Origin of the sequence: Chitinophaga qingshengii, assembly GCF_014529935.1 — a bacterium.
GTDB lineage: Bacteria > Bacteroidota > Bacteroidia > Chitinophagales > Chitinophagaceae > Chitinophaga > Chitinophaga qingshengii.
In genome coordinates this window covers 1020111-1033926 of sequence record NZ_JACVFC010000002.1, presented here as the reverse complement: position 1 = coordinate 1033926, position 13816 = coordinate 1020111, and the positions used below count along the sequence as shown (strand labels likewise).

At 48.3% G+C, this 13816-nt stretch carries 14 protein-coding genes; 13 read left to right on the top strand and 1 reads right to left on the bottom strand.

From position 1 onward, the window contains the following. Positions 1–50: 50 nt before the first annotated feature. On the bottom strand, positions 51–1430 hold the full coding sequence (gene glmM / locus ICL07_RS19505; protein ID WP_188089691.1) for a phosphoglucosamine mutase: 1380 nt from the start codon (positions 1428–1430) through the stop codon (positions 51–53). Between the two features lie 157 nt (positions 1431–1587). Between glmM and ICL07_RS19500 the strand changes: the two genes are divergently transcribed. From ICL07_RS19500 to ICL07_RS19440, 13 genes are all read left to right on the top strand, one after another. After that, on the top strand, positions 1588–3606 hold the full coding sequence (locus ICL07_RS19500) for an LTA synthase family protein (protein ID WP_188089690.1): 2019 nt from the start codon (positions 1588–1590) through the stop codon (positions 3604–3606). Positions 3607–3634: 28 nt separating this feature from the next. Beyond that, on the top strand, positions 3635–4384 hold the full coding sequence (locus ICL07_RS19495; RefSeq protein ID WP_188089689.1) for a class I SAM-dependent methyltransferase: 750 nt from the start codon (positions 3635–3637) through the stop codon (positions 4382–4384). Positions 4385–4386: 2 nt separating this feature from the next. Beyond that, entirely contained in the window at positions 4387–4965 is a 579-nt protein-coding gene (locus tag ICL07_RS19490) for a phosphatase PAP2 family protein (protein WP_188089688.1), read from the top strand. Continuing rightward, entirely contained in the window at positions 4962–5693 is a 732-nt protein-coding gene (locus ICL07_RS19485) for a ZIP family metal transporter (RefSeq protein WP_188089687.1), read from the top strand. The genes ICL07_RS19490 and ICL07_RS19485 overlap by 4 nt, the downstream gene beginning before the upstream one ends. 24 nt (positions 5694–5717) lie before the next feature. After that, positions 5718–7010 carry a hemolysin family protein gene (locus ICL07_RS19480; RefSeq protein ID WP_188089686.1) on the top strand — a complete coding sequence of 431 codons (1293 nt, stop codon included), beginning with the start codon at positions 5718–5720 and terminating at the stop codon, positions 7008–7010. A gap of 154 nt (positions 7011–7164) precedes the next feature. After that, positions 7165–8703: a flexirubin biosynthesis tyrosine ammonia-lyase FlxA gene (flxA, locus tag ICL07_RS19475; protein WP_188089685.1), complete on the top strand. Its 1539-nt coding sequence runs from the start codon at positions 7165–7167 to the stop codon at positions 8701–8703. A 58-nt stretch (positions 8704–8761) separates the two neighbouring features. Continuing rightward, on the top strand, positions 8762–9493 hold the full coding sequence (gene flxB, locus ICL07_RS19470; RefSeq protein ID WP_188089684.1) for a flexirubin biosynthesis SDR family reductase FlxB: 732 nt from the start codon (positions 8762–8764) through the stop codon (positions 9491–9493). Between the two features lie 14 nt (positions 9494–9507). Further along, a complete protein-coding gene (locus tag ICL07_RS19465; RefSeq protein WP_188089683.1) occupies positions 9508–10734 on the top strand; it encodes a beta-ketoacyl-[acyl-carrier-protein] synthase family protein in 1227 nt (408 codons plus the stop codon). A gap of 180 nt (positions 10735–10914) precedes the next feature. Further along, complete coding sequence (locus ICL07_RS19460) at positions 10915–11172, top strand: acyl carrier protein (RefSeq protein ID WP_078667209.1); 258 nt, start codon at positions 10915–10917, stop codon at positions 11170–11172. Further along, positions 11172–12047: a lysophospholipid acyltransferase family protein gene (locus ICL07_RS19455; RefSeq protein WP_188089682.1), complete on the top strand. Its 876-nt coding sequence runs from the start codon at positions 11172–11174 to the stop codon at positions 12045–12047. The genes ICL07_RS19460 and ICL07_RS19455 overlap by 1 nt, the downstream gene beginning before the upstream one ends. Positions 12048–12123: 76 nt before the next feature. Then, positions 12124–12549 (top strand): hotdog family protein, encoded by a 426-nt coding sequence (locus ICL07_RS19450; RefSeq protein ID WP_188089681.1) that lies wholly within the window; start codon positions 12124–12126, stop codon positions 12547–12549. Positions 12550–12555: 6 nt separating this feature from the next. After that, positions 12556–13290: a hypothetical protein gene (locus tag ICL07_RS19445; RefSeq protein WP_188089680.1), complete on the top strand. Its 735-nt coding sequence runs from the start codon at positions 12556–12558 to the stop codon at positions 13288–13290. Between the two features lie 102 nt (positions 13291–13392). Further along, on the top strand, positions 13393–13815 hold the full coding sequence (locus tag ICL07_RS19440) for an acyl-CoA thioesterase (RefSeq protein ID WP_188089679.1): 423 nt from the start codon (positions 13393–13395) through the stop codon (positions 13813–13815). Position 13816 lies beyond the last annotated feature (1 nt).

The following is a 13816-nucleotide window of genomic DNA, read 5'->3' as shown; positions in this document are numbered from 1 at the left end:
CTTCTTTTTTATCAATCTACGAAATCAAAAAATCGTAAATCAAAAAATCCCTACATAAATTCCTTGATGTCCTGCATGATCCTTTTGGCAATATTATCTGCCGTGGTCTCATTCTGGCTCTCCGCGTAGATACGGATAATAGGCTCCGTATTGGAGGTACGCAGGTGCACCCAGTCTTTATCGAATTCGATTTTCAGGCCGTCTTCCGTGTTTAACGGCTGATTTTTATACTTGCCTTTGATTTTTTCGAAGATGGTTTTTACATCTACCCCTTTATCCAGCTCGATTTTGTTTTTGGAGATGAAATAATCCGGGTAGCTGTTACGCAGCGCTTTGATGCTTTTTTTACTGTTGGCCAGGTGTGTCAGGAACAGACCGATACCGATGAGCGCATCGCGGCCGTAGTGCAGGTCCGGTACAATGATACCGCCATTGCCTTCGCCACCGATCACGGCATTGGTTTCTTTCATTTTCCGTACCACATTCACTTCACCTACGGCAGAAGGATTGTACTGACCGCCGTTTTTCAGCGTCACATCTTTTAATGCCTGGGTGGAAGACATGTTGGAAACCGTATTGCCCTTGCGTTTGCTGAGTACATAGTCCGCTACGGCTACCAGGGTATATTCTTCACCAAACATGCTGCCGTCTTCACACACAAAGCAGAGACGGTCAACGTCCGGATCTACAGCGATGCCCAGGTCGGCATTGGATTTATTGACTTCGTTGGACAGCGCAGTCAGGTTCTCTGCCAGTGGTTCCGGGTTATGGGCGAATTTACCTGTCACTTCCGGAAACAGTACTTCCACTTCGTTTACGCCCAGCGCTTTCAGCAACGGCGGTACAAACAGGGAGCCGGTAGAGTTAACGGCGTCTACCACAATTTTAAAATTACGCTCCTTAATAGCAGCCACATCCACCAGGGGATAGTTTACTACCAGGTCTACATGTTTTTGCAGGTAAGAATCGTCCTGTGTGTAGGTGCCGAGCTTGTTTACATCCACGAAAGTGAAATCTTCCCTTTCTGCAATGTCGAGCAGTGCTGCGCCGTCTTCGCCGGAAATGAATTCGCCTTCCGCATTCAGCAGTTTCAGCGCATTCCATTCTTTCGGATTATGGCTGGCGGTAAGGATGATACCACCGGCGGCATTTTCCATTTTAACAGCAATTTCTACTGTAGGCGTAGTAGACAGGCCCAGATCAACAACATCGATGCCAAGGCCGTTGAGCGTGGATACTACCAGGTTTTTCACCATTTCGCCGGAAATACGGCCATCACGGCCTATTACCACTTTGCGGTTGTCGGTCTGGCGGGAAAGCCAGGTGCCGTAAGCTGCGGTGAACTTTACTACATCAAGAGGAGAGAGTCCTTCACCCGGCTTGCCGCCTATGGTTCCGCGAATACCGGATATTGATTTGATCAGTGCCACGAGATTCAATTTTTTAAGGAAGGCAAATATAAAAAAAACCGTTCCAGATTTCCTAATTATGAAAAGATGAGCAACCTTGCCGGCAGATCGACCCATTTCCCCGTTCAGTTTTCACTATATTTGCAGCTACGCTTTTAAAAAAACAGCTATACGTTGCATGCAATACTTTTGGAAGAATATACCCCGGTATATTCGTTATGTGCTTGTTCAAACGCTCTATCTCTTCCTGTTGATGGTGATGTTCAGGCTCGTTTTTTACCTGTTCTTTTTTAAGACCACCATTACCAGCAGCGCCGATATTATCAAAGCATGGTACCTGGGCACCAAATTCGATCTCCGGCTGGCACTTATCCTGGTGATACCTGTCGCCCTGACGGCCGTTATCGCCCGTAACTGTTTTTTTACGTCGAAGGCTATACGTAAAGCAATGACGGTTTACCTGGTCGCCGTTTTTACCGGCCTCACCTTATTATATATACTCGACCTGGGCCACTACGATTATCTCGGTATCCGGTTAGATCCTTCCATCCTGCGTTTCCTGGCGAAAGGAGAACGGGCGGACAACGCCCGCATGGTATGGCAGAGCTACCCGGTAGTACGTGGTTTCCTGGGTATCTTCGTATTCCTGTTCCTGCTGCTACGCCTGCAAATCCGCACCTGGAAACGTTTTGCGGCCCAGCCCCCGGTATACCTCCGCAACTGGCCCTTTACCGGCTATGTAACGGCACTCACCCTGCTGGTCGCGGCCGGTATCTATGGCAATTTCGCCTATTTTCCGCTGCGCTGGAGCCAGGCCATGTTCACCCGTGACAATGGCGTTACCAGCCTGGGACTCAATCCCATCCTGTATTTCGCCTCCAACTTCTCGGTAGAGGGCGATACCTATGATATCAACCTCACCCGGAAATATTATCCGGCTATCGCCAACTACCTGAAGGTAGATCAGCCAGATGCCGATAAGCTGAATTTCGTACGCACCGTTCCCGGCGATGCTTCCAAACCCAAACTTAATGTGGTGCTGGTCATGCTGGAATCTACCGGGGCAGCGCCTACCAGCCTGTACAACAACCCCATGCAGGCTACGCCCAATATGCAACGCCTGGCCGATAGCGGTATCCTCTTCAAAAACTTCTACGTACCGGCTATCAGCACGGCGAAAACCGTTTTCGGCGTCACTACCGGCCTGCCGGACATTACGGCTGTGAAAACAGCCAGCCGTCACCCTAAAATGCTGGACCAGCGTATTATCCTGGACCAGTTCAAAGGCTACGAAAAACTATACCTGCTCGGTGGAAACACTAACTGGGCTAATATCCGCGCGGTATTTACCAACAACGTGGAAGGCATCAATATACACGAGGAAGGCATGTATAAGTCCGCAAAGGCCGATGTGTGGGGTATCTCCGACTACGACCTGATCACTGAGGCCAGCGAAATCTTCAAAGCCAACAACGACCAGAAAAAACCGTTCGTGGCTTTCCTGCAGCTGGCAGATAACCACCCGCCGTATACTACCACCAGCGGGGCAGGCGACTTTAAAAAGCTGACCGAAAAAGACATCGATATGGCCAAATTCAAAAAATCCGGCTTCGTGTCTATCGATCAGTTCAACGCCCTGCGGTATGAAGATTATAATGTGGGCCACCTCATAGACATGGCGCGTAAAGATGGTTATCTCAACAATACTGTCTTCATGTTCTTCGGTGACCACAACTGCATCCTCAATCCTTACACGTTTATGCCGCTGCCGGAATATGAACTGGCTACCGGCGGGGTACATGTTACCGCATTTATGTACAGCCCCGGCCATGTGGCGCCCCAGGTGATCAGTACGCCCGGCAGCCTGCTGGATGTATACCCCACCATGGCCAGCATGGTAGGGTTACCCTATAAAAACTATACGCTGGGTACCAACCTGTTCGACAGTACCCGGGTAAACGACAAATACGTATTTGTGACTTACCTGCGTAATCAGCAGCCTTACTACAGCATAATCGGCGATCAATACCTCTATGAGATAAACATGACCACCCACGCCACCGCCCTGTACGACCTGAAAGGCGATCCGCTGAAGAACATACAGGCCGAAAAGGCGGACACCGCAAAAAATCTGGATAATTTAACACGCGGCTTCTACGAAAGCACGCGATATTTGATGTTTAATAATAAAAAATAATATTTGCCACTGGCACGATTGAATTGTTATGGATATAGATATAGACAAAAGCTGGTTTAAAGATTGGTTCAATTCTCCTTACTACCACCTGCTCTACGATCATCGCGACGAGCAGGAAGCAGCAGCCTTTATTGACAAGCTGCTGGCGTACCTGCAGCCACCTGCCCACGCAGAAATGCTGGACGTGGCCTGTGGAAGGGGCCGTCATGCCAAATACCTGGCGGACAAAGGATATACCGTCACCGGCATAGATCTCTCCATAGAAAGCATTAATGTCGCCAAAAAGCTGGAAAATGAACACCTGAGCTTCTTCCAGCATGATATGCGCCTGCCTTTCCGTGTCAACTACTTCGATGTGGTATTTAATTTCTTTACCAGTTTCGGTTATTTCGAATCACAGCGCGACAATGACAACGCGTTGCGTACCCTGGCCAACGCGCTGCGGCCCGGTGGTAAACTGGTGCTGGACTATCTGAACAGTCCTTACGTGGAGTCCCACCTGGTATACGATGAGGTGAAGGAGAAAGATAATGTGGTGTTTGACATCCGCCGGGAGGTGAAAAATCATAAATTCCTCAAAAAAATTAATATTCTCGACAAAACCCTGATGAGAAGGGCCACCTTCGCGGAGAGCGTAAATGCCTTTACCCGCGCGGATTTTGAGCGTATGTTCGCCAAACAGGGGCTGGTTATCACGGAAATTTTCGGAGATTATCATTTTAACAGTTATGACGAGCAACGTTCACCACGTATGGTCCTCATTGCTCAAAAACCTTAGCCATGCTTGAAAGTATCCTGAAACAGGACCTTCGCTTGTTTTTCCATATCAATGGGCAATGGCACAATGCGGTACTGGATGTGATCCTGCCGTTTGTGCGGGAGCCTTATGTGTGGGCGCCATTATATCTGTTCCTGGGGTTGTTTGCCACTATTAACTACGGCTGGAAAGGTTTCTTCTGGATGCTCTTTTTCCTGTTGTGTTTTGCCCTGGCCGACCAGAGCAGCCTGTATATGAAACAGGCTTTTGGCCGTATCAGGCCCTGCCGCGACCCGGTTGTGTCGCATTATGCGCGCGTGCTGGTATCGTATTGCCCTATGAGCGGTAGTTTTACCTCCAACCACGCCGCGAACCATTTTGCGTTAGCGACGTTTTGTTTCTTAACTTTAAAATCAGCCTTTGGCCGGTACACCTGGTTGTTTTTCCTGTGGGCAGCCCTTATCGGCTATGCACAGATATATGTAGGCGTGCATTACCCGCTGGATGTAGTGGGAGGTGGCTTACTGGGCGCCCTGATCGGGCTGCTGAGCGGCAGTTTTTTCCAGCGCCGCATAAGACTGGAGCCTGAAGCAATATCATGAACTGGACATATCTGATACTCATACTGTTGGCTACGCTCGTTGGTGGGATTATCCCCATGACGATCCGGCGTATCAACGCTAATTTTACCATCTACCTGCTGGCTTTCACAGGTGCTTTCCTGTTTGGGGTGACCATCATGCACCTCCTGCCGGAAGTATACCATGAACTGGGCCATAACGCCGGTATTTACATTGTGCTGGGATTTTTCCTGCAGGTGTTCCTGCAACAGCTGTCGCATGGCATGGAACACGGCCATAGTCACCTGCCGGGCGAAAACCACCACCATATTGCTGTTACACCACTGCTGCTGGGGCTTTCCATTCACGCTTTTATGGAAGGTATCCCGCTGGGCTTCAAATATGAAGACCAGTCGGCCTTACCCTCCCTGATGATGGGCGTAGCGGCGCATAAGATACCGGAAGCGCTGACGCTGATCACGGTGATGATACACGCGCACAAGTCAAAGTCACAGCTCTGGCAGATATTGGTCACTTTTGCGATCGTCACCCCGCTGGCTGGCATACTCGCCTGGTGGATGGGCAACCGCTTTGAGCTGGTATCGCATTACCTGCTGTATGTGGTGGCACTGGTGATCGGAGCATTTCTGCACATTTCCACCACCATTTTTTATGAAAGCGGAACCAAACACCATGAACTCAGCGGCCGGAAAGTATTGGCCATTGCGAGCGGACTGGTGCTGGCATTTCTTACATTGATATTTGAATAATTTTTTATTTTTAGGCTTTAAATCATGGAAGTCGTCGTCATTATCCTCATCCTTATTTTAGTCAACGGCATTTTCGCAATGTCGGAGACGGCATTGGTCTCGGCCCGCAAGAGCCGACTGGAACAACAAGCCAATAAAGGGGATGAAAAAGCAAAGGCAGCACTGAAGCTGGCCAACAATCCGGACACATTTCTTTCTACCGTTCAAATCGGTCTTACGTTCATTGGTATTTTCATCGGTATTTATTCCGGAGAAACCCTCAAGGACGAAGTGGCCGTCTGGCTCAGCCAGTTTCCTGCAGTTGCCGTTTATAGCAACCTGCTCGCTACCATTATCGTTGTTATCATTATCACTTATTTTTTGCTGGTATTGGGCGAACTGGTACCCAAAAGATTGGGCAGTGCCAGACCCGAAGCCATCGCCAAAAGGATGGCCAAACCCATGCAGGTGGTCTCCTGGCTTACTTTCCCGTTCATTTGGTTGTTAACCGCCTCCACCAACGTGTTGGTAAAAATATTTAACCTGCAGCCCGAAGGATCGCAGGTGACAGAAGAAGAAATCAAGGCTATCATCAATGAAGGCACTACTTCCGGCGCTATTGAAGAAACGGAACAGGAAATCATTGAACGGGTGTTTCACCTGGGCGACCGGAACATCACTTCGCTGATGACCTACCGAAACGATATTACCTGGCTGGATATCAATGAGCCACCGGCCACCTATCAGCAAAAAATTCATGAGAGCCTGCATAGCGTATATCCAGTATGTGAAGGACAGATAGACAGTATCAAAGGTATTGTATCTATCAAGGACCTGTATGGCGTAAGCGGCAAATCCACGCCGCTGACACAGATTATCCGCAAACCCCTGTTCGTACCGGAAAACAATACCGCTTATCAGGTACTGGAAAAGTTTAAGGAAACACACGTACATGCCGCGTTTATCGTCGATGAATATGGCACGTTTCTGGGTATGATCACGCTCAACGATATTCTCGAAGCGATAGTCGGGGATATGCCGGAAACCGAAGAAGCAGACGATTATGAAATGGTACTCCGCGACGACGGCTCCTGGCTGGTAGATGCCCAGATACCCTTTTACGATTTCCTGGCAGAATTTGACAAGGAAGACTGGATGAACGAATTTGAACAGGACTTTGATACCCTGGCCGGATTTATCCTGCATCACCTCGAACATATACCCAAAACAGGAGAGAAGTTCCTCTGGCGTGGTTTTGAATTTGAAATAGTGGATATGGATGCTCACCGTATAGACAAGGTGCTGGTGACACCACCTGTGCAAACTGACGAACCGTAAACCGTAAAAACCGACCTCCCCCAAAGCAGGTATTTATCGCATGCGTACTTACCCGTAATTCGTGAATGTTCCGGGTGGATTTATTTGATTAAATCCATCTTTATACTATTTTTGAGCACTTTTTCACATAAATAAATAAATAATATAATATAAAATGGTTGTATTAGGAAGTAAGTCGCTGACACTCGATGAGGTGTACAGAGTGCTTTACGCAGGTGAAGAGCTGAGCCTGGACGCAGCGGCATTACAACAGGTGGAAGCCAGCTTTTTGTTTCTGAAAAAATTTTCCGCCAAAAAGCTGATTTATGGTATCAACACAGGTTTTGGTCCGATGGCCCAATATCGTATCAGCGACGCGGATACCTTTCAGCTGCAATATAACCTGATCCGCAGCCACAGCACGGGCGCCGGCAAACCGCTTTCTCCCGTAGTCACCAAAGCCCTGATGATAGCGCGTTTGAGCAGCTTTATGCAGGCACATTCCGGTATTCATCCTGAAGTAGTGGTGTTGCTGAAAGACCTGATCAATAAAAACGTATACCCTTGTGTGTTTGAACACGGTGGCGTAGGCGCCAGCGGCGACCTGGTACAGCTGGCCCATCTGGCCCTGGTACTGATCGGTGAAGGAGAAGTATGGTACGAAGATAAAATGCAGCCTACGGCAGAAGTGTTTGCCCGCCTGGGTTTAAAGCCTATCAATATCCATGTGCGCGAAGGCCTGGCCATCATCAACGGTACTTCCGCGATGACCGGCGCCGGTCTGGTGAACCTGATACAGGCCCGGCAACTGCTGGGATGGGCCGTTACCCTCTCTGCCATGATCAACGAAATCGTGGAAGCGTTCGACGACCACCTGTCAGCCGAACTGAATGCCGTGAAAATGCACACCGGCCAGAACACGGTAGCCGCCAAAATGCGCGAAGTACTGGAAGGCAGCAAAATGGTAAGGCATCGTCCGGACCATCTCTATAAAGAACTGGAAGAAGAAATCTTCAAGGATAAAGTACAGGAATATTATTCCCTGCGTTGTGTGCCCCAGATCCTGGGCCCTGTGTATGATACCATTATACAGGCAGAAAAAATAGTGATACAGGAACTCAACTCCGTGAGCGACAACCCGGTGGTGGACCATGAGCTGGAAAACGTATTCCACGGCGGTAACTTCCATGGCGATTATATCTCCCTGGAAATGGACAAGCTGAAAATCGCTACCACCCGGCTGTCTATGCTGGCGGAACGTCAGCTCAACTACCTGCTGAACGAAAAACTGAACCACAAGTTCCCGCCGTTTATGAACCTGGGTAAACTGGGCTTCAACTTCGGTATGCAGGGCGCACAGTTTACCGCTACCTCTACCGTAGCAGAAAACCAAACCTTGTCCTTCCCGATGTACGTACACAGTATCCCGAATAACAACGATAACCAGGATATTGTGAGCATGGGCTGTAACTCCGCACTGATGGCCAACAGGGTAATTGCCAATACCTTCGAGGTGCTGGCGATTCATACGCTGACCGTATTACAGGCGGTAGACTATCTGCAATGCGAGGAAAGGCTGGCGGCTTTCTCTAAAAAGATGTACCGGGAAGTAAGAGCAATTTATCCTAAATTCATTGAAGATAGCCCAATGTATAAGGACCTCGGCAAGATTAAAGATTATCTTTTATGTAATGAGCCGGTAAAAATGTTCTGATTTCTACGCAGATCACAGACCGTAACTCTTAATTCGTAATTCGTAATTCGTAATTTTCATGAAATGTGCCTTAATTACAGGAGGTTCCCGCGGTATTGGCAGGGCAGTATGTATTAAAATGGCGGAATTGGGATATCATGTCCTGATCAATTATAAAGGCAATGAAGCCGCTGCACAGGACACCCTGGAGGCAGTGAAGGCGAAAGGCAGCAGCGGTGAGCTGTTGCAGTTCAACGTAGGAGATGCCGCCGATGTACAAACAGTACTGGGCGGATGGATAGAACAAAACAAAGAACAACATACCATTGAAGTATTGGTCAACAATGCCGGTATCCGGGAAGATTCCCTGATGTTCTGGATGACCGACGCACAATGGAATAATGTATTGAATATCAGCCTGAATGGTTTTTATCATGTCACCAAACAGGTGTTGAATCCGATGTTGTTGAAGCGTTATGGCCGTATCATCAATATGGTATCACTGTCCGGTATCAAAGGATTGCCGGGGCAGACCAATTACTCCGCTGCCAAAGCGGGTATCATTGGCGCTACCAAAGCGCTGGCCCAGGAAGTGGCCAAGCGGGGTGTTACCGTCAATGCCATTGCGCCCGGCTTCATCAAAACCGATATGACCGCCGAGCTGAACGAGAAGGAACTGGCGGCCCAGGTGCCCATGAACCGCTTCGGTACCCCCGAAGAGGTGGCAGAAGCCGTAGCGTTCCTGGCTTCCAAAGCAGCCGGATATATCACAGGAGAAGTGTTGAACATCAACGGAGGTCTCCATACTTAAAAAGTAGTTTATACATGAACCGAGTAGTGATCACTGGAATGGGAATCTACTCCTGCATTGGTAAAGACATGCAGGAGGTGAGGGATTCATTGTATACGGGCAAATCCGGTATTGTACTGGACCCTGAGCGGAAAACATTTGGTTACCGTTCCGGCCTCACCGGCTTTATACAGCGTCCTGAACTGAAAGGGCTGCTGGATCGCCGGGCCAGGCTCATGATGCCCGAACAGGCAGAATTTGCGTATATGGCCACCCGTGAGGCGCTTGCCCAGGCGGGAATGGACCAGGACTATATTGACAGTACCCCGGTGGGACTGTTATATGGCAACGACAGTTCGGCCAAACCAGTGATTGAGGCCACGGATATCATGCGGGAAAAAAAAGATACCATGCTGGTGGGTTCCGGTTCTGTATTCCAGACCATGAACTCCACCGTAAATATGAACCTGGCCACCATCTTTAAGCTGCGGGGCGTTAATTTCACCGTGAGCGCGGCCTGTGCCAGCGGTTCCCATGCTATCGGCCTCGGATATATGTTTATCCGTAACGGTATGCAGGATGCAGTGATCTGTGGCGGCGCTCAGGAAGTGAACCTGTACGCCATGGGCAATTTCGATGCGATCGCTGCTTTCTCCACCCGCGAGCAGGACCCCACCAGGGCTTCCCGGCCGTTTGACCGCGACCGTGACGGTCTCGTTCCCAGCGGCGGCGCCGCTACCGTGATCCTCGAAAGCCTGGAATCGGCCCGCCGCAGAGGCGCTACCATCCTCGGCGAAGTACTGGGTTATGGCTTCTCTTCCAATGGCAGCCATATCTCCAACCCAACGGTGGACGGGCCGGTACGTTCCCTGCAGATCGCCTTGCAGGACGCCGGGCTCCAGGCAGCCGATATTGAGTATATCAACGCACACGCTACCTCCACCCCGGCCGGCGACGCCAGCGAAGCCAGTGCCATCTATGAGGTGTTCGGCGCTTCCAACCCATTCGTCAGCTCTACCAAATCCATGACCGGCCACGAATGCTGGATGGCGGGCGCCAGTGAAATCGTTTATTCCATGCTCATGATGCAGCACGATTTTATCGCGCCTAACATTAACCTGGAAAATCCGGACGGAGATGCCGCTAAATTGAATATTGCCACAAAGACCATAGATAAAAAATTTAATATATTTTTGTCCAACTCTTTTGGCTTTGGAGGGACCAACTCTTCCCTCATTGTCAGAAAGTGGACTGGAATTTAGAAATTTAGAAATTTGGTTATTTAGTTATTTGTTTATTAAAGAGCCCTTGATTCAGAAAATAAGCAAATAAGCAAATAACCCAATCTTTAAATTTTTTAACTTTGGAGGATAAAATCAGGATTGGGTAAGATTAACCGCTATAAATTATTTTAAAACGACCTATATCTGATTCGCACATTTATGGATATCAAGGAAATAATAACTGTTACGAACAAGTTTCTGGTGGAGGAGTTTGAAGCGAACCCCACGGACATTAAGCCTGAAGCGAACCTCAAATCCACGCTGGATCTGGACAGCCTGGATTATATCGACATGGTGGTAGTGATAGAAGATAATTTCGGTTTTAAAGTTAAACCGGAAGACTTCCAGTCTATCGTTACCTTCCAGGATTTCTACGATTATGTAACAGCTCGTGTACAACAAAAAGAACTGGTATAATGCCTTCCTGGCAAGGAAAGTCAAAAGGAAATAAGCTGGGTTACAGTATTTTTATTTTCATATTACGATATGGAGGTGTTTACCCCGCTTATTTTCTGTTAAGATTTGTCGCTTTTTATTACTTTTTATTTTCCTGGAGCTCTTCCAAACCCATCTATCAATACTTTCATACCAAAATAGGCTATGGCAGGTGGAAATCATTACTGAACCTGTATCGTAACTATTATGTATTTGGCCAGACGCTGATCGATAAGATTGTCGTGATGGCAGATATGGCCAACAAGTTTACTTTCGATTTTGACGGGGAACATCATTTACGTGAAATGGTGGCTGGCGGACGTGGCGGAATCATGCTGAGCGCGCACCTGGGTAACTGGGAAGTGGCCGGGCACCTGTTTAAACGCCTGCAAACCCGTATTAATATTGTCATGTTCGATGGAGAGCACCAGCGTATCAAGGAGTACTTATCTTCCATTACCGGCGACAGAAATGTGAATATCATCGTAATTAAGGATGATTTATCGCATATCTATGCCATCAATGAAGCATTGAGTAACCAGGAACTGGTATGCATGCACGCCGATCGTTTTCTGCCTGGGAATAAAACGGTTACCACTAAACTGTTAGGCCATGATGCCCGTTTTCCTATGGGCCCTTTCCTGCTGGCAGCTACTTTCCGGGTGCCGGTTTGTGTGGTATTTGCTTTTAAGGAAACGGCCACCCACTATCATTTTTATGCTACTGAGCCCCGTTCTTACCATGGGCGCCGGCAACAAGGTGTGGAAACAGCCCTCGCCGATTTCGCCGGTCTGCTGGAAGAAAAAATCCACCGTTACCCGGAGCAATGGTTCAATTATTATGATTTTTGGGCATAATCCGTGTTTTTACGCGTAATAATGTCGAATAATTCGATTTATTTCGTGTTTTGTCTATAAATAATAACTTGTGCAGATGTTTATTCATTCAGACGATATTACCGCCTATATTCCTCAGCGTACCCCTATTGTGATGATCAGTGGTATCCTGGAGGTGAACGGTCCCATTACCCGCACTGCCCTGCATATTGCGCCCGATAACGTATTTGTGGAAAACGGTGTGCTGATGCCTCCCGGCCTCATGGAAAATATGGCCCAAACCGCCGCCGCCCGTGTAGGCTACATTGCCAAACAGGAAAACAGTCCCGTTCCCCTGGGTTTCATCGGCGCGGTGAAAGACCTGGAAATATTTGAACTGCCTCCCGCCGGTCAAACGATCGAAACCACCACGGAAATAACCGGCGAAGTGTTTAACGCTACCATGGTAAATGGTAAAGTGATGTATGAAGGCAAAGTGATGGCACAGTGTGAACTGAAAATTTTCATCAATCCCCTTAAATAAAAAGTTATGCTTATCCGTAAAGTTTTTGCCCTGACCATCCTTCTCTGTAGCTTTTTTATCACCGCTACACAGGCCCAGAAATTGAAAAACTTTCTGGACAATACTGACACTCCTTTTACCTGGCTGGGTGTGGATTTCACGCAAGCCCGCCTGCTGGGCGACGCTGCTGCCAGTCCTGCTGATATCACCCGTCATTTCGCCGGTATCAACGACGTGATCCGGAACGAACCTAAAAAATATGATGTTCCCGGCGCTTTCAAACGCTCTAAAGTAGATTTCGATGTGAGCGAAACCAACGAAAGAAATGCCAGTGTAAATACCGATAAAATCAAATCCGAAGATGCGGCCGATTACAACCGCCTGAAACCGGAAGATATCACCAAACTGGTGAAAGGCTACAAATTCGGTGACAGAAAAGGGATTGGTGTGCTGTTTGTAATGGAAGCCATGAGCAAAACGGAAAAAGAAGCAGCCATGTATGTAACCGTCGTGGATATGGGCTCCCGCAGCGTACTGATGACAGAACGCATGACCGGCAAGGCACAGGGCTTCGGTTTCCGTAACTACTGGGCGTATACCGTACACAAAGTACTGGAGCACATCGACTACAAAAAATGGAAGGAGAAATATGCTAACGCACAGGATCCTGTAGAAGAAACGCCGGTAGCACCTAAGAAAGAAACTAAAACGGCGGTGGCTAAAGAAGAAAAAGCCAAAAAAGCGCCGAAGAAGAAAGGATAAAATATTTAGGGATTTTTTGATTTATGGATTTCTTGATTTCGGGGATCGTCGGGTGCCCGAAATCAAGAAATCCATAAATCAAGAAATCCGAAAATGGCACGTATGGAGCAAATAACCGAATGCACCGAGTTTCCGGTGAAGTTTAATGAAGTGGATTCACTGGGCATAGTCTGGCATGGCCACTATGTGCGGTATTTTGAAGACGGGAGAGAGGCTTTCGGTGAAAAGCATGGTTTACGTTACCTGGATATTTTTAATGCCGGCTTTACGGCGCCGGTGGTCAATATTCAGTGCGATTATAAACGTCCCCTGCGCTATGGCGATCGTGTACAGGTAGAAACTACCCTGGTAGACGACCTCGCAGCTAAGATCAGGTTCAACTATGTGCTCTCCAATCCGGTAACCGGTGAGGTCATCGCTAAAGGCTCTACTGTACAGGTTTTCCTGGATAAAGACACAGAGCTGCTGCAACTGACTACCCCGGTTTTCTTCAACGAATGGAAAAAAAGACACTTGCATAAATAAA

What these genes read in the sequence shown, in the direction of transcription:
- ICL07_RS19480 (WP_188089686.1), top strand. Translation starts at nt 5,718, where the DNA reads ATGGAAGTCGTCGTCATTATCCTCATCCTTATTTTAGTCAACGGCATT.
- ICL07_RS19440 (WP_188089679.1), top strand. Translation starts at nt 13,393, where the DNA reads ATGGAGCAAATAACCGAATGCACCGAGTTTCCGGTGAAGTTTAATGAA.
- ICL07_RS19495 (WP_188089689.1), top strand. Translation starts at nt 3,635, where the DNA reads ATGGATATAGATATAGACAAAAGCTGGTTTAAAGATTGGTTCAATTCT.
- ICL07_RS19500 (WP_188089690.1), top strand. Translation starts at nt 1,588, where the DNA reads ATGCAATACTTTTGGAAGAATATACCCCGGTATATTCGTTATGTGCTT.
- ICL07_RS19460 (WP_078667209.1), top strand. Translation starts at nt 10,915, where the DNA reads ATGGATATCAAGGAAATAATAACTGTTACGAACAAGTTTCTGGTGGAG.
- flxA (WP_188089685.1), top strand. Translation starts at nt 7,165, where the DNA reads ATGGTTGTATTAGGAAGTAAGTCGCTGACACTCGATGAGGTGTACAGA.
- ICL07_RS19445 (WP_188089680.1), top strand. Translation starts at nt 12,556, where the DNA reads ATGCTTATCCGTAAAGTTTTTGCCCTGACCATCCTTCTCTGTAGCTTT.
- ICL07_RS19485 (WP_188089687.1), top strand. Translation starts at nt 4,962, where the DNA reads ATGAACTGGACATATCTGATACTCATACTGTTGGCTACGCTCGTTGGT.
- flxB (WP_188089684.1), top strand. Translation starts at nt 8,762, where the DNA reads ATGAAATGTGCCTTAATTACAGGAGGTTCCCGCGGTATTGGCAGGGCA.
- ICL07_RS19455 (WP_188089682.1), top strand. Translation starts at nt 11,172, where the DNA reads ATGCCTTCCTGGCAAGGAAAGTCAAAAGGAAATAAGCTGGGTTACAGT.
- ICL07_RS19450 (WP_188089681.1), top strand. Translation starts at nt 12,124, where the DNA reads ATGTTTATTCATTCAGACGATATTACCGCCTATATTCCTCAGCGTACC.
- ICL07_RS19465 (WP_188089683.1), top strand. Translation starts at nt 9,508, where the DNA reads ATGAACCGAGTAGTGATCACTGGAATGGGAATCTACTCCTGCATTGGT.
- ICL07_RS19490 (WP_188089688.1), top strand. Translation starts at nt 4,387, where the DNA reads ATGCTTGAAAGTATCCTGAAACAGGACCTTCGCTTGTTTTTCCATATC.